Origin of the sequence: Flavobacterium luteum, from assembly GCF_008806775.1 — a bacterium.
GTDB lineage: Bacteria > Bacteroidota > Bacteroidia > Flavobacteriales > Flavobacteriaceae > Flavobacterium > Flavobacterium luteum.
Map to the genome: position 1 here is coordinate 1 of NZ_WAEM01000002.1, position 23,863 is coordinate 23,863.

Sequence of the window (23,863 nt, forward strand, 5' to 3'; positions counted from 1 at the left end):
CCATAAGCGGAACGCCTACAGCATCTGGAACATTTAACTACACCGTTACAACCACTGGTGGTTGTACTCCAGCGACAACTACTGGAACAATTACAGTTACCCCTTTAAATACAATTGCAGCAGGAATTAACAGAACAACTTGTATTAATACAGCAATATCAAGCATTACTTTAGCAACATCAGGGGCTACTGGGGCTACATTTAGCGGACTTCCTGCTGGGGTGACTGGAACTTGGGCTTCTAATGTTGTTACCATAAGCGGAACGCCTACAGCATCTGGAACATTTAACTACACCGTTACAACCACTGGTGGTTGTACTCCAGCGACAACTACTGGAACAATTACAGTTACCCCTTTAAATACAATTGTAGCAGGAATTAACAGAACAACTTGTATTAATACTGCAATATCAAGCATTACTTTAGCAACAACTGGTGCTACTGGAGCTACATTTAGCGGACTTCCTGCTGGGATGACTGGAACTTGGGCTTCTAATGTTGTTACCATAAGCGGAACGCCTACAGCATCTGGAATATTTAACTATACTGTTACAACTACTGGCGGTTGTACTCCAGCAACAACTACTGGAACAATTACAGTTACACCTTTAAATACAATTGCAGCAGGAATTAACAGAGCAACTTGTATTAATACCGCAATATCAAGCATTACTTTAGCAACAACTGATGCTACTGGAGCTACATTTAGCGGACTTCCTGCTGGTGTGACTGGAACTTGGGCTTCTAATGTTGTTACCATAAGCGGAACGCCTTCTGCATCTGGAACATTTAACTATACCGTTACAACTACTGGTGGTTGTACTCCAGCAACTACTACTGGAACAATTACAGTTACACCTTTAAATACAATTGCAGCAGGAATTAACAGAACAGCTTGCATTAATACCACAATATCAAGCATTACTTTAGCAACAACTGGTGCTACTGGAGCTACATTTAGCGGGCTTCCTGCTGGTGTGACTGGAACTTGGGCTTCTAATGTTGTTACCATAAGCGGAACGCCTACGGCATCTGGAACATTTAACTACACCGCTACAACCACTGGTGGTTGTACTCCAGCAACAACTACTGGAACAATTACAGTTACACCTTCAAATACAATTGCAGCAGGAATTAACAGAACAGCTTGTATTAATACCGCAATATCAAGTATTACTTTAGCAACAACTGGTGCTACTGGAGCTACATTTAGCGGGCTTCCTGCTGGTGTGACTGGAACTTGGGCTTCTAACGTTGTTACCATAAGCGGAACGCCTTCAGCATCTGGAACATTTAACTATACTGTTACAACTACTGGCGGTTGTTCTGTATCAACAACAGGTATTATAACAGTTACACCTGTAAATACAATTGAAGCAGGAATTAACAGAACAGCTTGTATTAATACCGCAATATCAGGTATCACTTTAGCAACAACTGGTGCTACTGGAGCTACAGTTACTGGTTTACCTGCTGGTGTGACTGGATCTTGGGCTTCTGACGTTGTTACCATAAGCGGAACGCCTACAGCATCAGGAACTTTTAACTACACCGTTACATTAACGGGTGGTTGTGGCTCTGTGATAGCATTAGGAACCATCACTGTAAATGTCGTTCCTACAATTACTGGCACAACAACTGGTTCAAGAACTGGAATAGGAACTGTATTATTGGGTGCAACTGCTTCACATACAACTATAAATTGGTATGATGCTTTAACTGGAGGTACATTATTAGGATCAGGGACAAGCTTTATTACCCCAACAATATCATCAACCACAACTTTTTATGTTGAAGCTGTTAATGGGCCTTGTACTTCTTCACTAAGAACTGCTGTTACTGCAACTGTGAATTATCCTGAAATAGAGGTTCAAGGAAATACAACTACAATAATAAGCGGTGAGGTATCACCTTCAGTAACAAATGGGACAGATTTTGGAACTTCAAACACCACTAGAACTTTTGCAATACGTAATCTTGGTAATGCTTTACTAACAGTTGGAACAATTACAATTTCTGGAGTTAATGCTAGTGAATTTTCAGTTACAACTGATCCAAGTAGTATAGTAGCAATAGGTTCTAGCACTACTTTTGTAGTAACTTTTGCCCCAACAGCTATTGGTGTAAGAACAGCAACAATTTCTATTGCAAATAATGATACTGACGAAAGTTTATATACTTATGATATACAAGGTACTGGTATCGAGCAAGAAATAGACATTCAAGGTAATGCTACTTCAATTGTAAGCGGCAGCATTACTCCTTCAACTGCAAACTGGACTGACTTTAGTTCTGTTGTTGGAACTAGAACCTACACTATCCGTAATATCGGAAATATACCATTAACTATCGGTGCTATAACAATTGGCGGAACGAACGCCTCCGATTTTACTGTTACCACGCCTCCAGCAGCAGCAATTGCGGCAAATAGTAGTACTACTTTTGTAGTAACATTTGCCCCAAGTGCAATTAATACTAGGACAGCAACTATTAGTATCGCGAATAACGATAGTACTGAAAACTCATATACTTTTGCAATTCAAGGATTTGGAATAATCCCTGAAATTGATATTCAAGGAAATGCAACTTCAATACCTGATAGTTCAGTTCCAGCACCAATTACGACTAATTGGACTGATTTCAGTTCAGTGGCAGCAACAAGAACATTCACTATTTTCAATAATGGAAACATGCCATTAACAGTTGGAGCCATAACTTTTACAGGTACAAATGCTTCTGAATTTACTATTACTACATCACCAAGTGCTACTGTTGGAGCTTTTAGTAGCACCTCATTTGTAGTCAAATTTACTCCTACGGCACTTGGAACAAGATTGGCAACAATTAGTATTTTAAATAATGACAGTAATGAAAGTCCTTACGATTTTAATCTTCAAGGAACAGGAACTGTAAGAGAAATTGATCTATTAGGAAACAGCGTATCAATTCCTAACAATACTCCTACGGCCTCAATTACTACTGGCTCTGATTTTGGCCCTGCAGATATAAATTTAGCTACTGTTACCCGAACTTTTACTATTGTAAATACTGGCTCACTTCCTTTAACAATAGCTAATCCAACTATCACAGGCACAAACGCATCTGAATTTAGCATAACTACAAATCCTAGCACACTTACAATTGGAGCGGGAGCGGGGACAACATTTTCGGTAACTTTTAATCCAAGCGGAGTATTTACAAGACTTGCTCAGATTAATATAGCAAATGACGACAGTGACGAAAACCCTTATACTTTTGTAATTCAAGGTACAGGATTACTAGATAATGATGGTGACGGCATAGAAAACAACATTGATCAAGATGATGATAACGATGGTATTATAGATACTGTAGAATGTGGCGCCTGTCTTAGTGACCCATTTGTAAACGGAAGCTTTGAAGCTCCTGTTATAGGAACTTCAACTTATAGTATTGAACCGTCAGTTAACGTTACTGGATGGGCAAACAGTGCAGAAAACTTTATTGAAATATGGAGTAAGGGATTTGGTGGAGTACCTGCTGCTGCTGGGAATCAATTTGCTGAACTAAACGCTAATGTCGCAGGAAATCTTTACCAAACGTTTTGTTTGAACGGTGCTGGTGGAACTATCAACTGGGCACTTAAACACAGAGGAAGATCAGGTACAGATGTCGCAGCGGTTAGATTTGGTCCTACTTTGGCAACTATAGCAACAGTTGCAACCATGACTGACGGGAATACTGCATGGGGTTCTTATTCAGGCACTTTCAGCATTCCTATTGGCCAAACTCAAATCGTTTTAGCATTTACTGCAATTTCTTCTACAGGAGGATTATCCTATGGTAATTTTGTAGATGACATACAAATCATCATCAACCAAAACTGTATCGACTCAGATTTAGACGGAGTCGCAGACATTGTTGATGTAGATGACGAGAATGATGGTATTCCTGATATTGAAGAAGCTGGCTTTAAAGCATATAGTAATGGTAAATCAACTATGGACAAAACTAACATTGCTACTTGGAAAGACACTAATGCTAATGGTATTAATGATTATATTGACACTATGATTAATGCTGGCACGTACATAATTCCTGATACTGATGGTGATGGCGTACCTAATCATTTAGACCTTGATAGTGATAATGACACTTTATTTGATGTCGATGAAGCAAACTTATTAAATGGTGATGGAGACATTACAGGCGATGGTAAAGGTGATGGATTAGACTCTGAAGGAGATGGCCTATTAAATCTTTACGATAACTCTACTGTTTTTGGAACAACTACAAGAGCTTATGCACAAGATAGTGATGGCAACGGTATTCCTGATTATTTGCAACTAGACTCAAATGATGACGGTATTAATGATATTCAAACAGGTTTATACGGAAGTAATGATGCTAATGGAGACGGAAGAATTGACAGTCCTGGTGATGCTGATCGCGATGGCATTACCGATACTTTCGATACTAATGATGCAACTATAGGTTCTCCAAGAGATTTAAACAGAAAACTCTTCTTAGATTTTGACGGAAGAAATGATTATGCACAAGATGCTACTGCTCTAGGTATATTACCAAATGCATCTATAATGGCTTGGATAGATTTAAACCCTGCATTTTCTTCAACTGGAGTTGTTATGGGGACACCTAATTTCCTATTGAGAGTTACAAGTGCAAGAAATTTAGAAGCAGTAGTTAACGGGACAACCGTGGCTTTTAATACCACAACACTAAACAGATCACAATGGTATCATGTTGCTGCTGTGTATGACGGGTCTACAGTAAAATTATTCCTAAATGGACTAATGGTAAATAGCACTGTAGCTACTGGCAATATACCTTCCAACATTTTAACTTTAGGAAAAAATCCAAGCGCAAGTTCTAACTTCTTCAGAGGTAAAATTGATGAAGTAAGGGTTTTTAACCTAGCACTTACAGACATACAAGTACAACGAATGGTATATCAAGAAATTCAAAATACAGCGTCACAAGTAAGAGGAGCTATAGTTCCTAAAAATGTAGGTGATGCAGTTATAGGTACTTTACCATTTACCAACTTATTACGATACTATAGAATGGACGTTTATAAAGATGACATTATTGATGACTTAACTACCACATCAATAGATTTAGTAACTGGAATGAAAATCTTTAACCATAAAGTAATTAATGTGCAACAAGCTCCAATGCCATTTACAACTGTAAGAACTGGGACATTTGCAACAGCTGTTAATGACATAACAAAAGATATCAGAGGTTTAGATGTTGTAGATTTTGATTATTCAATAATCCAGGTAAACCATAATATTACTGAGACTGCTAACAACACCGATTTGGGTATGTTTGTAAACTCTGGTGTTACTATCGTAATGAATAACAATACTAAAATACAAAACGATTGGTATTTAAAATTAGATGGTAAGATAGATTTACAAGGGAGATCACAATTGATACAAACCACAAACAGTGATTTAGATGTTACTAGTGCAGGTTCTATAGAGAGAGACCAACAAGGGCAATCTAGTAATTTCAATTACAATTATTGGTCATCTCCTGTTGGAGGAATAAGTACAACTAGCAATAACAATTCCTATACTGTAGATAGTGTCATGAAAGACGGAACTGACCCTGCAAATATTAAAAACTTTACTTGGACTACTGGTTATAATGGTGCACCAACTACACCAATAACTTTAAGTAACTACTGGATATTTAAATTTCAAAACGTAAGTCCTATTTATGCCAATTGGGCTAAAATTTTACAAACAGGAACGCTATTTGCTGGTCAAGGTTTTACTTTAAAAGGTAGTGGTGCTGCAAGTGCTACTCAAAACTATACTTTTATTGGCAAGCCTAACAGCGGAGCTATATCTAGTCCTATTGCTGCCAATAATTCTAATTTAAGTGGTAACCCTTACCCTTCAGCTTTAGATGCAAATGCGTTTATAACTGCTAATCTTAGTTCAACTACTGGAACATTGTATTTCTGGGAACATTTTAGCACAAACGTATCTCACAATCTTGCAGCCTATCAAGGGGGGTATGCAACAAGAAATCTTGTTGGAGGCACTACTCCTGTATCACCAGCTGGTATTAGTGGTTTAGGTTCTAGTACTAGAATACCTGGCAGATATATCCCTGTTGGACAAGGATTCTTTGTAAACGGAAGTGCATCAGGTGGAACTATTAATTTTAACAACAGTCAACGATTATTTATAAAAGAAGACGATGCAGTAAATTCTAATGTGCTTTTTAGACACAATGCTAATACTAGTACAAGTCCTGTCGTTCAAAAAGAGTTCGACAACAGACAAGATGCTATTCCTCAAGACAATGAATTTACTAAAATACGATTGAGTTATATCTCTCCTGATAACAATCGCAGAGAGTTGTTATTAGGTTTCATGAACGAAAATGCTACTAGTGCCGTAGACCCTGGATATGATGCTATACAATTGGATACGCAAGCTAGTGACATGTACTTCTTAAACAACAAAACTAGATTAGTTATTCAAGGTGATACTTATTTTGATTCTGCTAGTACTTTCCCTCTTGGTGTAAAAACTGCTGTTGAAGGAAAAGCAAAATTTGTTCTTAATCAAACTGAAAATTTCGATGAAAATTCTAGTATTTACATATATGACAATGTAACGATGTTATACCACGACATTAAAGAAAAAGATTTAGAAATTAATTTACCTGCCGGAACACTATCTGATAGATTCTCTTTAAGATTCAAAAACGCAACACTAGCTGTAAACAACTTTAACTTGAAAGAAGCTGTGAAAGTAGTATTTGCCAACAATGACAATACGATTAATATAAAAAATAGCCTTTTAAACGAAACTGTTCAATCGGTTACTTTATATAACATTCTTGGTCAGTCTATTAATAAATGGAATGTAAAAAATCAAGAACAAACTAAAATTAAAATTCCTGTAACCAATGTGAGCTCAGGAACGTACATTGTAAAAGTACAAACCACAAATGGTGATATCAGTAAAAAAGTTATCATCAGATAAATGCCCTTTTTTCCCCAAAGAAAGTAAAAAAGCTTCTCATTTTTGAGAAGCTTTTTTTAATTTATAGCAACTTATGAATGCTAATTGATTGATAGTATATTTTTCAATTCATCAAAACCAACTAAAATTTGTTCTCCAGAAACCAAATTCTTTAATGCAAATTTTCCCTCATTCATTTCTGTTTCACCAACAATAACTGCATAAGGAATTTGTCTTTTATCAGCATGCATAAACTGCTTACCGACTTTTACGGTGTCTGGATACAATTCGACTTTTATATTAGCAGCTCTTAATTTAGTAATGGCTTGCATGGCATAAAAAGCTTCTTTTTCGCCATAATTTATAAACAATGCTTTTGATGTTGCAAGTACCGTTTCAGGAAATAGATTCAATTCTTCTAAAACTAAATAAATTCTATCCAATCCAAAAGAAATCCCTACTCCACTCATGTCTTTCAAACCAAAAATACCTGTCAAATCATCATATCTTCCGCCTCCACCAATAGAGCCCATAGCTACTCCTTCGGGCGGAGCAACTTCAAAAATAGCACCCGTATAATAATTTAACCCACGAGCTAAAGTCACATCTAAATCTAAAATTGATTTATTTAGTCCTAATTTTGACACGTTATCACAAATAAACTGCAACTCGGAAACTCCTTTCATTCCTTGTTCTGATGAAGTCAATAAGATTGAAAGTTGGTTTATTTTATCAGAAACACTTCCAGTAAAATTAAAAAGCGGTTGCACTTTCTCGATAGCATTTTCCGAAATTCCTTTTTCTATCATTTCTTTTTTTACACCGTCCTCACCTATTTTGTCGAGTTTGTCTAAAGCTACTGTAAAATCAATTAATTTATCCGATGCGCCAATCACTTCAGCTATTCCTGAAAGAATTTTTCGGTTATTGATTTTTATGGTAACGCCTTTTAAACCCAATGCAGTAAAAACAGCATCGTATAATTGCACCAACTCTACTTCTTGCCATAATGATTTAGACCCTACCACATCGGCATCGCATTGATAAAACTCTCTAAAGCGTCCTTTCTGAGGACGATCAGCACGCCAAACTGGTTGTATTTGGTACCTTTTAAAAGGAAACTCAATTTCGTTTTGATGTTGCACTACGTATCTTGCAAATGGCACGGTTAGGTCGTAACGAAGTGCTTTTTCGGAGATTTTAGAAGTTAATGGTTTGTAATTTATAGTTTGTAGTTCTTCTAAAGATATCTTATCCAAAAAATCCCCAGAATTCAATATTTTAAAAATCAATCGATCGCCTTCTTCTCCATATTTCCCCATCAAGGTTTCGGAGTTTTCGAATGAAGGTGTTTCTATCGGTTGAAACCCGAATTTTTCGAAATTGCTTTTTATGATTGAAATAATATATTGGCGTTTTGCCACCTCAGCCGGTGAAAAATCTCTAGTACCTTTAGGAATGCTTGGTTTTGATGCCATTTTTTAAATTTAGGATTTTAGATTGAGGATTGAGGATTTAATTGCTGGGTAAATCCCAAATCGAAAATCCTGAATCTTTAATTCGCTTTGCAAATATCTTATTTTTAAAATAAATAACATGGCTTCCAAATCAAACTTGTAACAAAAATTGTAATTTCGTGTCAAATTGATATGATGCTGAACTTATTTAAAGAAAATGTCCGAATTGCACTAAGCTCTATAAAAACGCAATTGTTACGCACCATTCTTACGGTTTTAATCATCGCTATTGGCATTACCGCTTTGGTATGCATTTTAACAGTTGTCGCCGCATTAGAAAACACGGTTTCTAGCGATTTTGCTTCGATGGGATCAAACACTTTTACCATTAATCAATATGATTTTTCTGAAAGAATTGGTCGTCATAACAAAGCCAAAATAGACAATCCTATTATTAGTTATACAGAAGCCGTAGCTTTTAAACAAAAATACGATTATCCTTTAACACATACTTCGCTTTCTTTTACAGCTACTTCTAATGCCGAAGTGAAATCGGAAACTAAAAAAACCGACCCAGAAATTACCGTTTTAGGTGTCGATGAATATTTTCTTTTAAACTCGGGTTTAGAAACGACAAAAGGAAGAAATTTTACCACTTTTGACATTGCAAACAATACTTATTCCTGTGTTATAGGATCTGATTTTGTAAAACAACTTTTTAAAGATGTTAATCCTATCAATCAAATTTTATCCATACGAGGCGCTAAGTTTAAGGTTATAGGTTTATTGAAAGAAAAAGGTTCCACTTTTGGAAACAGTCAAGATTTAAGAGTTTTAATTCCGATACAAGTAGCCCGATCACTATTTACAGCACCTGACATAAACTATACTTTAAGTGTTATGGTTGATAAAAAAGAATTATTAGATAATGCAACTGATGAAGCCAATAATACGATGCGGAGAGTTCGTAAACTGAGTCCAATAAAAGACAATAATTTTGGAATATCTAGAAGTGATGATTTAATTAATCGCATCTTGAGCATCACTCAATACTTAGGTGTTTCAGCATGGGTAATCGGAATCATTACTATTTTTGGTTCTTCTATTGCACTAATGAATATCATGCTGGTTTCGGTAACCGAAAGAACACGTGAAATAGGCATTAGAAAAGCACTTGGCGCAAAACGAGGTACAATAGCTTTACAGTTTTTTATGGAAACATTGGTTATTGGACAATTTGGCGGATTACTAGGAATAATTTTAGGAATACTAGCGGGTTACGGAATTGCATCTGCTATGACATTTATATTTGTCATCCCATGGCAGGCAATTACTGCAGCTTTTTTAACCACATTTGTTGTAGCAGTTGCTTCAGGTTCTTATCCCGCATTAAAAGCTTCTCGACTTGACCCAATTGAGGCTTTGAGATATGAATAGTTTATACAGAAATTATTATATTTCACATCGAATCATTCTATCGTTTCCATAAATATCTTTCCTTAATTCTATATTTTTGAAATTCATTTTTGCTAATAAATCGACAGTTTCTTTTCCTAAATATTGATTAATTTCAAAATACAACCGCCCGTTTTTTGCGAGATTTATTTTAGCTAATTGTGCTATCTTTCTATAAAAAATAAGAGCATCGTTATCGTCAATAAACAAGGCCAAATGAGGCTCGTTATCTAATACATTTTTCTTTATTTCTGCTTTTTCAAGATTACGCACATACGGTGGATTAGAAACTATTATGTCATATTTAATGGGAATTTGGTTGTTGGTTGTTGGAAGTTCATCGAGGTCGTTACATTTAAGAATATCCGTTTTAATGAAATGTATTAAAACATTGTTTTTTTTGACATTTTTTTCAGCTAATTCTAATGCCTTTTCGGAAATATCAATAGCAAAAACTTGAAAGTTTTGAAGGTGTTTAGCCAAAGAAATTGCAATACAACCGCTTCCGGTTCCAATATCTAAAGCTTTCGAATCTTCGCCTATCACTTCCGACTTCTGACTTCTATCTTCAAACTTTTGACTTTCAATAATCCAATCGACTAATTCTTCTGTTTCAGGCCTAGGAATTAAGACATTTTCATTGACTTTGAAATCCAAACCATAAAAATTTGTTTTACCTAATATATATTGAATAGGAATTTCTTGCTTGAGTTGCTCGACAATAGTGTTCCAATTTTGAATTTCATATTCTGAAAAACCCAAATCATTTTGCAAAGCCAAATCTATTCTTTTAAGTTTATGCTTATCTTCTAAAATCAAATAGAAAAAACTCTCCACTTCACCTTCATCATAAATGGAAGAAAGTTCCTGAATAAAATAACTTCTGTATTCTTTAATTTGCATGAATAGTAAATTGATATTTTTAAGTAAAAAGCAAAGGTATTCAATCCCAACTTTTTTTTATCACTTTTATAGAAATCAGATAAGAAAAGTGTTTTCCCGTATTTATGTTCAATTAATGCAATTCCATATAAAAGTAAATCTTATTTTTGTAATGTGAAGATAGAGGAAAAATACATCAAACGGTGTTTAGAAATTGCCAAAAAGGGGTTGCCTGCTGCTTTGCCAAACCCTTCGGTTGGTGCGGTTATTGTATATGAAGACAAAATTATTGGCGAAGGTTATACATCGGCATACGGAGGTGCTCATGCAGAAGTAAATGCTATTCAAGCAGTAAAAGATAAATCTTTACTTAAAAAAGCAACTATTTATGTGAGTCTGGAACCATGCAGCCATTTTGGAAAAACGCCACCTTGTTGTAATTTAATTATAGAACATAAAATACCTAATATAGTCATAGGAACTGTTGATCCAAACGCGAAAGTAGCTGGAAACGGAATTAAAACATTAATCGAATCTGGTAAAAACGTTATTGTTGGAATTCTTGAAAAAGAGTGCAAGGAATCGAACAAAAGGTTTTTTACTTTTCATGAGAAAAAACGTCCTTATATTATTTTAAAATGGGCAGAAAGTCAAGATGGCTATATTGCTCCAAAAGAAAAATCAGAACAAAAACCAGTTTGGATTACCAATGAAATTTCACGGCAATTGGTTCACAAATGGCGCAGTGAAGAACAAGCAATTCTAGTAGGAACGCAAACAGTAGTAGATGATAATCCGAGATTGAATGTAAGAGATTGGGTTGGTAAAAATCCTATTCGAATTGTTTTAGACCAAAACAATAGAATTCCAAAAGAAAGTTATATCTTTGATAATCAAGTAGAAACAATTATTTTTTCATCAACAGAAATCGATTTTAGTGCAACTATTGCTTGTCAGATTAGTGCCATTTTATTTGAACGAAATATTCAATCAGTATTAATTGAAGGAGGAAAAAAAACGTTACAAACTTTTATTGATGAAAATCTTTGGGATGAAGCCAGAGTTTTTAAAGGAAATTTGTTTTTAGAAAACGGTACAAAAGCACCAATTTTAAAATCAAAATGGATAGAAAGACAATTCATTTTAGATGATGAACTTTTAATTTTTAAAAATTATGATTAATGCTATTATTTTCGATTTTGGAGATATATTTATCAATCTCAATAAAGATTCATGTAATAATGAATTCAAAAAATTAGGTTTATTATCCTTAGACGATGCATTATTAGTAAAAAACGATTTGTTCGAAAAAGGAAAAATTACCGAAAAAGAATTTATACAGAGTTTTCAAACCTTTATTCCAAATGCTTCATTTGATGAAATAAAAAGTGCTTGGAATACAATATTGGGTGAATTCCCTTTGTATCGACTAGAATTTTTACAAATGTTGACTGGCAAATACCGACTTTTTTTATTATCTAATACTGATTCAATTCACATTGATTTTTTTGAAAACAAATATGGACCTTCTTTTACTAAAGATTTTTATCAATGTTTTGAAAGAGTTTATTTTTCCTTCGAAATGGGAATGAGAAAACCAGATGAAGCTATTTATACTTATGTTTTAAAACAAAATGATTTAACTGCAAGAAATACTCTATTTATTGATGATAAAAAAGCAAATACTGATTCGGCAAAAGCTTTAGGTATTCAGGTTTGGAATTTACAAGTGGGTCAAGAAGATGTGGTTGATTTATTTGAAAAAGAAGTATTTTAAAACATTTTGAACACTACAGACAGTTATAAAACCATTGCAACGCCATCAGAAGTAATACTTTTTAAAGAAAAAAACAGCAAATTTTTTGGCTATGCTTTTCCGATAACTTGCGAAAATGAAATTAAAACATTAATTGAGCCTTTAAGAAAAAAACATTTTAATGCGGTTCATTTTTGTTATGCTTTTCAAACTGGATCTACACTAGTACATTATAGAGTAAATGACGATGGTGAACCTAGCAATAGTGCAGGAATTCCTATTTATGGACAAATTCATTCGTTTGGTTTAACCAATATTTTGGTAGTTATAGTAAGATATTTTGGCGGAACAAAATTAGGTGTTGGCGGATTAGTTCCAGCATACAAAACTGCTGCTCAGTTAACTTTAGAATCTGCAACAATAATCGAAAAAACAATAGATGTGCATTATATTATTTCATTTGAATATAAAAACATCAATAAAGTTATGAGGGTAATAAAAGAGAAAAATGCAGCTATTATTTATCAAAAAATGGAATTAGGTTGTGAAATTGAAATTGCAACGCGAAAAAAAAATGCCGAAATACTATTTGAAGCCTTTAATTCTATGTTTGAAATTAATATAAAAGAGAAAGAATAAAAATATTTATTCCTGCATTTCATCTAAAAGTAATTTTATAGCATCTGGAGGTGTAGTTGGACGACCTGTTTTTAAGTTTACAAATACTAAAATAAAAGCGGCTGTTGTTAATAACTCATTTTGTTCACTCCAAATTTCACAATCAAATTCTATCTTTACAGAACTGTGTTTTTTGAACTTAGTTCTTACTATTAATAGGTCATCATAACGTGCTGACTTTTTGTAATTTATAGTCATAGAAACTATTGGTAAAGCAATACCGCTTTCTTCTAGGCTTTTGTAGGAAATCCCTTTGTTTCTAAGCCATTCCACTCTACCTATTTCAAAATAAGGAATGTAATTACCGTGATAAACAACTCCCATTTGATCTGTTTCTGAATAACGAACCCGTACTTCAATTTGATGCTCTTTCATCTTGTTTTTAATAAAATTATTGTATATTTAAGCCTGTGAAAAAAATCGCCTTACAACAATATTTTTGAAAAATCAATGTGCTTTTAATTTTTTTTTAACGATTTTTGTTCACATATTTGTTACCCCGAAAAAGAGATAAAAACAACACTTATTTCTTTGTAAGATAACCTTTAATAAAAATACAAATCTAACAAAAAATATGAGCAAAACTGCGCAATCAGTATGGGAAAATTGTCTATCATTTATAAAAGACAATATCCAAGACCAAGCTTATAAAACTTGGTTCGAGCCGATTAAGTCTGTTGAGCTAACCGATAATGCTTTATATATTCAAGTTCCTAGCAAATTTTTCTACGAATGGCTTGAAGAACATTACGTAAAATTGTTAAAAGTAGCCTTAACCAAAGAACTTGGTAAAAACGCTAAACTATTGTATAAAATTAAAATGGAAAATACTTATGGTAATAAGCAACCTTTTATGGAGCAATTACCAAGCGCACACAGAAGCTCTATGAAGACTCAAGAAGTAGATGCTCCTTTTAAAAACCTAAGCCCTGAATTAAAAAACCCGTTTGTTATTCCAGGAATTAGAAATTTAAAAATTGAATCTCAACTAAATGCCAATTATAGTTTTGATAATTTTCTTGAAGGCGATTCTAACAGACTTGCACGTTCCGCAGGAATGGCTGTAGCCAATAAGCCAGGAGGAACTTCATTTAATCCGTTATTAATTTTTGGTGGAGTTGGTTTAGGAAAAACCCATTTAGCACATGCTATTGGCGTAGAAATAAAAGATAAATACCCTGAAAAAACCGTTTTATATATTTCAGCGGAAATTTTCACACAACAATACATCGATTCTGTAAAGAAAAACAATCGAAATGATTTTATACATTTCTATCAGTTAATTGATGTTTTAATTATAGATGATGTGCAGTTTTTATCAGGAAAATCAGGAACTCAAGATGTGTTTTTTCACATATTCAACTATTTACATCAAAACGGAAAACAGGTAATCTTAACTTCCGACAAAGCACCTGTTGATATGCAAGACATAGAGCAACGTTTGCTCTCTCGTTTTAAATGGGGGTTATCCGCAGAATTGCATCAGCCCGATTATGAAACTAGAATTTCGATCTTAAAAAATATTTTATATAGAGATGGTGTAGAAATGCCTGACGAAATTATAGAATATGTTGCCAGAAATATCAAAACGAATGTTAGAGAATTAGAAGGTGCCATTATCTCATTAATAGCACAATCGTCTTTCAACAAAAAAGAAGTTACTTTAGATTTAGCCAAACATGTTGTAGAGAAATTTGTTAAAAATGTAAAGAGAGAAATTTCTATAGATTATATTCAAAAAATTGTTTCTGATTATTTTCAATTGGATTTAGAAACCTTACAATCTAAAACTAGAAAACGTCACGTTGTACAAGCAAGACAACTTGCAATGTTTTTTGCAAAAAAATTTACTAAAGCTTCTTTGGCAAATATTGGTTCTCAAATTGGAGATCGCGACCATGCAACAGTACTACACGCTTGCAAAACAGTAGATAATTTAGTTTCTACTGACAAGCAATTTAAAAAATTTGTTGAAGACATCAATAAAAAATTAACACTATAAATGTCCGTTAAAATTTTAATGGTATGTTTAGGTAATATTTGCCGTTCTCCTATGGCGGAAGCAATATTAACCTCTAAACTCCCAAAAGATTTGTTTTTTGTAGATTCTGCGGGAACAGGGAATTGGCATGTTGGAAAACAACCCGATGATAGAGCTATTGCTGTTGCCAAAAAAAATAAACTCGATATTTCTCTACAGAAAGGCAGACATTTTAAAAGTTCTGACTTGGATACTTTTGATTATATTTATGTAATGGATAATTCCAATTACAATGATGTACTTGCCTTAGCTAAAAACGAAGAACAAAAAAGCAAAGTTCAACTTATTTTAAATGAACTTTTTCCGGGAGAAAATGTTGATGTTCCTGACCCTTATTATGGATTACAAAATGGATTTGATTCTGTTTTTGCCATGTTAGATAAATCATGTGAAATAATTGCCGAAAAATTACTTACTAAACATAGTAAAACGACACCAGCCAAAAATACTGCTACTCGCGGAAAACTTTATTTAATCCCTACAACTCTTGGTGAGAGTGACCCTATGGATGTTTTACCTCAAACAGTAAAAAGAGCTATTGATTTGATTGATACTTACATTGTTGAAAACGAAAAAACAGCTCGTAAATTTATAAAAAGCATACATCCTGAGAAAGTTCAAGCTTCTTTGAAGTTAAGTGCGTTAAACAAACATACCGAAGTTTCTGAACACAATAAAATGATTCAACCGTGTTTAGAGGGCAAAAATATTGGATTAATGTCAGAAGCGGGTTGCCCAGGAATTGCAGATCCAGGAGCTGTAATCGTGAAATTAGCACATGAAAAAAATATTCAAGTGATACCATTAGTAGGTCCGTCGTCCATTCTTTTGGCCTTGATGGCATCAGGAATGAACGGTCAAAATTTTGCTTTTAACGGCTATCTTCCTATTGATAAGTCAGAGAAAAAAACAGTTATAAAAAATTTAGAGAAATTATCTCAGGACAAAAATCAATCGCAAATTTTTATAGAAACACCTTTTAGAAACAACAAAATGTTGGATGATATTTTGCAAGCATTACACCCTAGTACTCATTTATGCGTAGCAGCAGATATTACGTTACCAACCGAATACATTAAAACGATGCGCATTTCCGATTGGAAAAAAGCAACTATCGATTTGCACAATAGACCTACTATTTTTATTATTCATAAATCATAAAAAAAATCCTGACAAAGCAGGATTTCTTAATGAGTAAATATTTTGCTATCTTACTTTTGCATTATTATCGGCTATTATTCCTGATGTTTCATAACCACCAAATTCTCTCATGTAAGTTTTTACAGAAGTACCATAATTGTCTTTACATTTTTTAGCACCGTTAGAATTTAGAAATCGCTTTACAGAACCAGCACCACCTAAATGAGCTGCTGCTAAAATACCAGATTCAGTAACTTTAACGCCACTTATAATTTTTCCCGAAAATTTTTCGATTTCGTCTTCCAATTCCCATTTGTTTTTGGATAGTAGAGCTACAAATGCTTTTTCTTGTAATTTTGGACTGTTTAGAAAGGATAGGCTATCTTCAATTCCAATGGTTTTAAGTGTCTCTAAACCAAATTGGTACTTCCCCATATAGCCTAAGGTATTTATTTTTTTGTATTTCCCTTGTGATTCTCTAAAAGCAACAGCTTCTTTAAAACCTATAAAAAACTTTGCAGTAAAAGGGACATTTAAATTAGGATAATCTTTTTGTTCTTTTGAAGGAAATAAGTATGATAATTCATCATTATTATTTGCCTGAAACCAATTATGATTTTGTAATTCGAAGGGTTTAAAACCAGAACTTAAATAAGCAATTATTACAATCAAACTTGTGTAAAAAAACCATTTTTTTATCATGTTTTGTTTTTCTTCTTAACCTGTCACTTCAAGAAATTTCTACAGTGCAAATGTACGACAAAAAATACAAAACTGAAAATCAATCAGTTAAAGTTTTCTAAAAGTAAAAATAGTGAAATCTCAAATTTCCTTTACCATTGATTTCAAACGTTGGAGTTGGAATTTTGACAGAATTAAATATTGAAAAAAAAGTTTTTAACAGATGAGATTTTGTGGGAATTTTAGTCAAATCGGCATCGAAACTGAAGTAAAATTGGCGGTATCTTTTTGATTCTGGGAGAAAAATAGTGTTTATAAAGGCATCATTTCCTGTAATCATTCCTTCTGCTCCATATCCAATAGCTATATTGAACCATTTAGGAACTTTGGAATCTTTCAAAAAAGAATGTAAGTTAACTGACAACCAATACGTTTGCCCATTATAGTCCTTTAAAATTTGTTCGCTTAAAGCATTTCCTAAAACATTTGGCCGAACTGGTGCATAAGGAGTGGTATGAAAGGAAAATTTTGGAACGATACGCTGCTCTTTCCACAACAACTCTTGCGAAACATAAATGGCAGTTCCTGATGCATTAGCAACAATATCTCCAACTGAAGCTCCCCAGTTAGACGAATACCCATCCATAACCTCAACTGCTGAAAGAAATACAAATCCAAAAGTTGACCCATATAGCAATTGATTTTTTCTACATACACCACTCCATTGTAATGCCTCTTTACTAAATCGGCCTAATTGATAGGCTGAAAATACATGACCCGCCTTATCCATTTGAAGCCATTCGGAATTGTCATTTATGAAATGAAAATCTGATTTTGGATAGTCTGCATACCAAAGTTGATGCAATCCTATTAAAACTCCTGTAGAAAGAGCCGCTTCTGTAATTATAACTGCATTTCTCCTTTTAGTATTTAAAGTATCGTTTGGCTTTAATATTTGAGAGAAAACAGAAGAAGAAAATATAAAAACAAATAGAATTAAATAAATATGTGTTTTATATTTCAAAATTTATCTTTTTATACCTTGCTGATTAACCCAAGCCACGTATTTCTGACGGTTTACTTCATGTTGAGCAGTAGTTACCGCAAATTCATGATACCCAAAGTTAGTGACACTGGCACAGAAATAAATATAATTATGTTTTTCAGGATTTAACACTGCTTCTAAAGCGGTGATATCTGGCATAGCTATTGGACCTGGAGGCAACCCTTCATATTTATAGGTATTATAAGGCGAATCTGTTTCTAAATCTTTATACAAAACTCTTTTGATAACTTGATTAAAGTCGCCTGATTTTAATTTAACAGCATAAATGACCGTTGGATCAGCTTCTAATTTTATACCTCTTTGCAATCTATTCAAATAAACTCCCGCCACTTTTGGTCTTTCGTCTCTTTTTACGGTTTCTTTGTGCACTATCGATGCTAATATAGAAACTTGAATAGGAGTTAGATTTAGCAGTTTTGCCTTTTCTAATCTAGCATCTGTCCAAAATTTACGATATTCCTTGGACATTTTATCTCGAAACTTGTTTGCATTAGTGTTCCAGAAAAACTCATAGGAATTAGGCACAAACATGCTTAATACATTCTCTTCTGTAAATCCGTTTTCTTCTAAAAACTTTTTATCTTTAAATGCTGTTAATAAACTCAAACTGTCGGCTTCAATTTGAGAACCAATACGTCCTGCAAAATTCTCTAATCGTTCTTGATTGTTAAAAGCCAAATTAACAGGAATATTTATACGTAACGCATTTACAATTTCATTACTGTTCATTCCTTTTTTAAGTATAAATCGACCTGCTTTTTCGGCTCTATCTGGATATGATTTTTTATTAGCTACCATTTCAAATCGACTCATATTATCTATATAAGGAGTAACTATTTTTTTTACTGCTTCATAATCTGAATCCGTTGGAATATATATATAAACTTCATTTTCACTAAACTTTGTATTGGCACCAAATATATCTCGATACAAAATATATCCATAAACAATCAAACCCGTAATTAGAAGTACTGAGAATATAGTAATAATTTTTTTTAAATTCAAAATAGGTAAATTTAGGATGGATTAATTAATTGAAACAAAGCTTCGTCTTTGTATTGACCGTTAACCAAGTTCCATTGTTTTTTGATTCCAATGTTCTGAAAACCAAAATTAGTAAAAAGTGTTAAACTAACCTCGTTTTCTATATCTATATTAGCATATAATTGATGTACATTTAATTTTGAGAAAGCATAATGAATTAACAAATCTAATGCTTCAGAGCCAATTCCAGAATTTCTATTTTTTGAATCTTTTATAAGAATACCAACTCCTGCTCTATTATTTTTAGGATCAAAATCAAATAAATCTATTAAACCTATTGCGGAGAAATCTTGATTTTTGCATATTGCTAATCGAAGTTGCTTGGCTTCATAAATGTCTTGATGCGCATTTTCTAAATACTGACGAATCAAAAATCGGCTGTAAGGGGTTTGTGTATTGCTTACTTCCCAAATGGACTCATCGTTTTCTATTGAATAAACGAACTCCAAATCATCAGGTTCGAGTGCACGCAAATAAATATTTTGACCTCTTAGAGTTACCATTTAATCGTTCCTTTAAAAACAAATTCGGCGGGCCCTTTAAGAAAAACATTGTTGAACTTTCCATCGGTTTTATCAAATGAAACTTGTAATTCACCACCTTGAACATGAAGTTGAATCACATTGGAATTGGTTTTTCCTAAACTATTCATAGCAATTGCAGCTGCTGTAGCACCAGTTCCGCAGGATAGCGTTTCATCTTCCACACCTCTTTCATAGGTTCTTAGAGCAAATGTGTTTTCAGAAATTTGTTTGACAAAATTTATGTTACTTCCTGCTTTACCATACAACTCGCTGTAACGAATTTTTGCTCCAACTTCTTTTACATTAAAGTGTTCTAAATCTTCAACTAATTGAATGTGGTGAGGCGAGCCAGTATCTAGAAAAACATATTCGGGTGTTGTTTTTACAGCATCTACTGATTTCATTTGAAGCGAAACGATTCCATTATCAGAGATGGTTGCGTGATGCAAACCATCTGTAGCGATAAAAACAGTTTGATTTTCAATAATATTTAATTTTTTGGCGAAAGCAACTAAACATCTGCCACCATTGCCACACATCGAACTTTGATTACCATCGGAATTGTAATAGACCATTTTGAAATCAGTAGCATTTGCGAGATTCGAAGCAATCGAATCGTTTTCTAAAAGAATTAATCCGTCAGCTCCTATTCCAAAACGACGATCGCATAACTGTTCAATTAATTTGATATTGTCTTTTGGGAAAAAATTAGTGCGATTGTCAATCATCACGAAATCATTTCCTGTTCCTTGGTATTTGTAAAATTCTATTTGCATTTTTAAAATTGTAATAACACAAAAGTACAACTATTAATTAAAAGTTAATCATTGTTAAACGTGCGTTAAACTCGATTTGTAAAAAAAATATTTTTTTAATTTTACTTTAAAATAACTTAAAAACGATTTACAATGAAAAGATTTGGCAATTTATTTTTAGTTTCTTTATTAAGCGGAGCAACTACTCTTGGGGCCTACAAATTATTATTTGATAGCGATTTAATACATTCAAAATCAATTGTAACCGTTGCACCTGAAAATTATTCTAGAAATGTTGGTCTGGGTGCCGAAGCCATTGATTTTACTGAAGCTGCAGATAAAACCGTTCATACGGTAGTTCACGTAAAAAATGTTTCCTACAGAACAACAACGAATCCTATGTTGGAATTTTTCTACGGTTTTGGTGGTGGCCAGCAACAACAAGAGCAAGTAGGAACTGGTTCGGGAGTAATTATTTCTGAAGATGGCTATATTGTTACTAATAATCATGTGGTTAAAGATGCTTCAGATATAGAAATTACGTTGAATAATAAAAAAACGTATAAAGCAAAATTGATAGGAACTGATATTAAAATGGATATAGCTGTTCTAAAAATTGATACTAATGAAAAATTACCGTATTCTGTTTTTGCCGATTCTGATAATGTAAAAGTGGGTGAATGGGTTTTGGCTGTTGGAAATCCCTATAATTTGACCTCAACTGTTACTGCCGGAATTGTTTCCGCAAAAGCAAGAAATTTAGACACTAACGGTATTCAATCTTTTATTCAAACGGATGCTGCTGTAAATCCAGGCAATAGTGGTGGTGCATTGGTCAATACTCATGGTGAATTAATAGGTATAAACACCATGATTTCTTCCCAAACCGGCTCTTATGTAGGGTATTCCTTTGCCGTTCCTTCTAATATTACTCGAAAAATTATTCAGGATATTATGGAGTTTGGCAATGTTCAAAGAGGAATACTTGGAGTTGAAGGATCTGAATTGAATGGCTCTGCTTCAAAAGAATTAGGCATTAAGGAAACACTAGGTTTTTACATTAAAAAAACAACTAAAAATTCTGGGGCAGAAAAAGCAGGTTTGCAAACTGGAGACATCATTATTAAATTAGACAATCAGAATATTTCTACCTTTGCGGAGTTATCTGGTTACGTTAATACAAAAAGACCTGACGACAAGGTACTAGTTACTTTTATTCGAAAAGAAAAAACGATGACGACTACTGTAACTCTATCAAAAATTAGTGTGTCTAGTACAGAATTTAAAGGCCTTGAACTAGAAAATATTACTGCTGCTGACAAGAAAAAGTTCAGAGTAGATTATGGTGTAAAAATAAAAGAACTTAATAATGAGCGCTTAAATGTTTATGCAAATGATTTAAAAGGCGGAATTATTTTAAGCATTGGCAATACTAAAATTACAGACATTGAATCGGCTTCGAAAATCTTTTCAAACATTGACGAAAAAGAAACTGTTCAAATAGAAATGATGACGGCAAATGGACAAATCATCCGATTAATTTTATAAATCATCTAACTTATTATATTTTGAAAGGCCATCAATATAAAGATGGCTTTTTTTTATACATTAAATCGGCAAAACTGTTGTTCCCTTTACTTCCGATATTATAAAAAAACTATTTATTAATGAAACTTCGGATAAAACAGAAAGTTTTTTTTGATGAAAATTATGATAGCTTTCCATATCTGGAAGAACAATTTTTAGCATGTAATCAAAATTTCCGGACACAAAATTACATTCTACGACTTCCGGTAAATTTAGAATAGCTTGATTGAATGCCTCTGAAATGTCAATGGTTTGCTTAATTAAAGTTATTTGACAATAAACCGTAAGGTGCATTCCTAACTTTTTTTTATTTAAAATAGAAACATATTTTTCAATAATCCCATCTTTTTCCAATCGCTTTACTCTATCGTGCACAGGAGTGAGCGAAAGATTAATTTGATTGGATATATCTTTTAAAGTAAAATGAGCATTTTCCTGTAAAAGGCGTAAGATTTTTTTGTCAGTTTCGTCAATATTCATAATTAAAAATCAGGTTCAAAATTAATTTTTATAGTTATTTTTTCTTTTAAGAAGAACTATATACAGATTGAAAAGAATTATTTACTTCAAAAATACTAAAATAAAATAATATTTACCTATTTATTTGTTCAATGTATAAATTTTTTCTTTATCCTTATTTTTACATACCAAAAAATAATAACCTTAAAATATAAAAAAAATGACAATAGGAATCCCTAAAGAAATCAAGAATAACGAAAACAGAGTGGGTCTAACTCCTGCTGGAGTTGCAGAGATGAAAAAATACAATCACGTAGTTTATGTACAAACAAATGCAGGAGAAAGCAGTGGTTTTAGCGATGCCGAATACGAAGAAGCAGGAGCAACAATTCTAGTATCGATAGAAGAAACATATGCAATTGCTGAAATGATTATAAAAGTAAAAGAACCAATCGAATCAGAATACAATCTTATTAAGAAAGATCAATTACTATTTACCTATTTTCACTTTGCATCGTCAGAACCATTAACACATGCTATGATGGAACGTGGAGCAGTATGTTTGGCATACGAAACCGTAGAAAAATTAGACCGTAGCTTACCATTATTAGTTCCAATGTCAGAAGTTGCAGGACGGATGGCAATCCAGCAAGGAGCTAAATATTTAGAAAAACCACAAAAAGGGAAAGGGATTCTTTTGGGAGGCGTTCCGGGTGTTCCTCCAGCGAAAGTATTGGTTTTAGGTGGAGGAATTGTAGGGACTCAAGCTGCTAAAATGGCTGCTGGTTTAGGAGCCAGAGTAGTGATTATGGATGTGAGTTTGCAACGTTTACGTCATTTATCAGATATTATGCCTCCAAATGTAATTACAATAATGTCTAACTATTATAATATTCGTGAAGCCATTGCTGAAGCTGATTTAATTGTCGGAGCGGTATTAATTCCTGGTGCAAAGGCGCCAAATCTAATTACTCGAGATATGCTAAAGTTAATGCGTCCTGGAACTGTAGTTGTAGATGTTGCAGTAGATCAAGGTGGTTGTATAGAAACTTGTAAGCCAACAACTCATGAAAATCCAACTTATATCATTGATGACATTGTTCATTATTGTGTGGCAAATATGCCTGGAGCTGTTCCTTATACTTCTACACTTGCATTGACCAACGCAACTTTACCTTATGCTTTACAACTTGCCAACAAAGGTTGGAAAAAAGCCTGTCTTGAGAATGATGAGTTAAAAAAAGGATTGAACGTAGCAAACGGAAAAATTGTTTACAAAGGAGTGGCTGAGGCTTGGGGATTGCCATTTATTGAAGTAAATACTATTTTATAATTTATGGTATTATCCT

General features: G+C 33.5%; 18 protein-coding genes and 1 pseudogene. 10 read left to right on the forward strand and 9 right to left on the reverse strand.

Annotation, left to right across the window (positions count from 1 at the left end; translation table 11 throughout):
* Positions 1-7,010 (forward strand): choice-of-anchor D domain-containing protein (locus F6464_RS03840; protein WP_151106494.1); only part of this gene is annotated, 7,010 nt, incomplete at its 5' end.
* 80 nt (positions 7,011-7,090) lie between these two features.
* On the opposite strand, the gene hisS is transcribed toward F6464_RS03840, so the two are convergent.
* Positions 7,091-8,467, reverse strand: coding sequence for a histidine--tRNA ligase (gene hisS / locus F6464_RS03845; RefSeq protein ID WP_151106495.1), 1,377 nt, complete (start codon positions 8,465-8,467; stop codon positions 7,091-7,093).
* Between the two features lie 171 nt (positions 8,468-8,638).
* On the opposite strand from hisS, the gene F6464_RS03850 reads away from it, so the two are divergent.
* Positions 8,639-9,883: an ABC transporter permease gene (locus tag F6464_RS03850; protein ID WP_225318028.1), complete on the forward strand. Its 1,245-nt coding sequence runs from the start codon at positions 8,639-8,641 to the stop codon at positions 9,881-9,883.
* 15 nt (positions 9,884-9,898) lie between these two features.
* On the opposite strand, the gene prmC is transcribed toward F6464_RS03850, so the two are convergent.
* On the reverse strand, positions 9,899-10,804 hold the full coding sequence (gene prmC / locus F6464_RS03855) for a peptide chain release factor N(5)-glutamine methyltransferase (protein ID WP_151106496.1): 906 nt from the start codon (positions 10,802-10,804) through the stop codon (positions 9,899-9,901).
* Between the two features lie 153 nt (positions 10,805-10,957).
* Here prmC and ribD point away from each other — a divergent pair, with 153 nt between their 5' ends.
* Genes ribD through F6464_RS03870 form a run of 3 tightly spaced genes read left to right on the forward strand, consistent with a single transcriptional unit; the run spans position 10,958 to position 13,178 of the window.
* A complete protein-coding gene (gene ribD / locus F6464_RS03860; RefSeq protein WP_151106497.1) occupies positions 10,958-11,965 on the forward strand; it encodes a bifunctional diaminohydroxyphosphoribosylaminopyrimidine deaminase/5-amino-6-(5-phosphoribosylamino)uracil reductase RibD in 1,008 nt (335 codons plus the stop codon).
* Positions 11,958-12,560: an HAD family hydrolase gene (locus tag F6464_RS03865; RefSeq protein WP_151106498.1), complete on the forward strand. Its 603-nt coding sequence runs from the start codon at positions 11,958-11,960 to the stop codon at positions 12,558-12,560. The genes ribD and F6464_RS03865 overlap by 8 nt, the downstream gene beginning before the upstream one ends.
* A 6-nt stretch (positions 12,561-12,566) precedes the next feature.
* Positions 12,567-13,178 (forward strand): IMPACT family protein, encoded by a 612-nt coding sequence (locus tag F6464_RS03870; RefSeq protein ID WP_151106499.1) that lies wholly within the window; start codon positions 12,567-12,569, stop codon positions 13,176-13,178.
* 6 nt (positions 13,179-13,184) lie between these two features.
* Here the strand turns inward: F6464_RS03870 and F6464_RS03875 are convergent, their stop codons facing one another.
* A complete protein-coding gene (locus tag F6464_RS03875; protein ID WP_151106500.1) occupies positions 13,185-13,592 on the reverse strand; it encodes an acyl-CoA thioesterase in 408 nt (135 codons plus the stop codon).
* Between the two features lie 199 nt (positions 13,593-13,791).
* Here F6464_RS03875 and dnaA point away from each other — a divergent pair, with 199 nt between their 5' ends.
* From dnaA to F6464_RS14625, 3 genes and pseudogenes are all read left to right on the forward strand, one after another.
* Positions 13,792-15,219: a chromosomal replication initiator protein DnaA gene (dnaA, locus tag F6464_RS03880; RefSeq protein WP_151106501.1), complete on the forward strand. Its 1,428-nt coding sequence runs from the start codon at positions 13,792-13,794 to the stop codon at positions 15,217-15,219.
* A gap of 18 nt (positions 15,220-15,237) precedes the next feature.
* Positions 15,238-15,639, forward strand: a pseudogene (locus F6464_RS14620) (low molecular weight protein-tyrosine-phosphatase); the annotation flags it as partial.
* A 123-nt stretch (positions 15,640-15,762) separates the two neighbouring features.
* Positions 15,763-16,419: an SAM-dependent methyltransferase gene (locus tag F6464_RS14625; RefSeq protein ID WP_225318038.1), complete on the forward strand. Its 657-nt coding sequence runs from the start codon at positions 15,763-15,765 to the stop codon at positions 16,417-16,419.
* Positions 16,420-16,464: 45 nt separating this feature from the next.
* Here the strand turns inward: F6464_RS14625 and F6464_RS03890 are convergent, their stop codons facing one another.
* From F6464_RS03890 to dapF, 5 genes are all read right to left on the reverse strand, one after another.
* Positions 16,465-17,100, reverse strand: a complete 636-nt coding sequence (locus tag F6464_RS03890; protein WP_151106503.1) for a peptidoglycan-binding protein LysM — start codon at positions 17,098-17,100, stop codon at positions 16,465-16,467.
* Positions 17,101-17,197: 97 nt separating this feature from the next.
* The gene (locus F6464_RS03895; RefSeq protein ID WP_151106504.1) at positions 17,198-18,106 is read right to left on the reverse strand and encodes a DUF2279 domain-containing protein; all 909 of its coding nucleotides are present in this window, start codon (positions 18,104-18,106) and stop codon (positions 17,198-17,200) included.
* The gene (gene mltG / locus F6464_RS03900; protein WP_151106505.1) at positions 18,107-19,150 is read right to left on the reverse strand and encodes an endolytic transglycosylase MltG; all 1,044 of its coding nucleotides are present in this window, start codon (positions 19,148-19,150) and stop codon (positions 18,107-18,109) included.
* Between the two features lie 11 nt (positions 19,151-19,161).
* The gene (locus F6464_RS03905; RefSeq protein WP_151106506.1) at positions 19,162-19,692 is read right to left on the reverse strand and encodes a GNAT family N-acetyltransferase; all 531 of its coding nucleotides are present in this window, start codon (positions 19,690-19,692) and stop codon (positions 19,162-19,164) included.
* Positions 19,686-20,489, reverse strand: a complete 804-nt coding sequence (dapF, locus tag F6464_RS03910; RefSeq protein ID WP_151106507.1) for a diaminopimelate epimerase — start codon at positions 20,487-20,489, stop codon at positions 19,686-19,688. The genes F6464_RS03905 and dapF overlap by 7 nt, the downstream gene beginning before the upstream one ends.
* 132 nt (positions 20,490-20,621) lie before the next feature.
* Here dapF and F6464_RS03915 point away from each other — a divergent pair, with 132 nt between their 5' ends.
* The gene (locus F6464_RS03915) at positions 20,622-22,016 is read left to right on the forward strand and encodes a trypsin-like peptidase domain-containing protein (protein WP_151106508.1); all 1,395 of its coding nucleotides are present in this window, start codon (positions 20,622-20,624) and stop codon (positions 22,014-22,016) included.
* Positions 22,017-22,076: 60 nt separating this feature from the next.
* Here the strand turns inward: F6464_RS03915 and F6464_RS03920 are convergent, their stop codons facing one another.
* Positions 22,077-22,535, reverse strand: a complete 459-nt coding sequence (locus F6464_RS03920) for an Lrp/AsnC family transcriptional regulator (RefSeq protein WP_151106509.1) — start codon at positions 22,533-22,535, stop codon at positions 22,077-22,079.
* A 199-nt stretch (positions 22,536-22,734) separates the two neighbouring features.
* On the opposite strand from F6464_RS03920, the gene ald reads away from it, so the two are divergent.
* A complete protein-coding gene (ald, locus tag F6464_RS03925) occupies positions 22,735-23,847 on the forward strand; it encodes an alanine dehydrogenase (RefSeq protein WP_151106510.1) in 1,113 nt (370 codons plus the stop codon).
* The last annotated feature ends 16 nt before the right edge of the window (positions 23,848-23,863 follow it).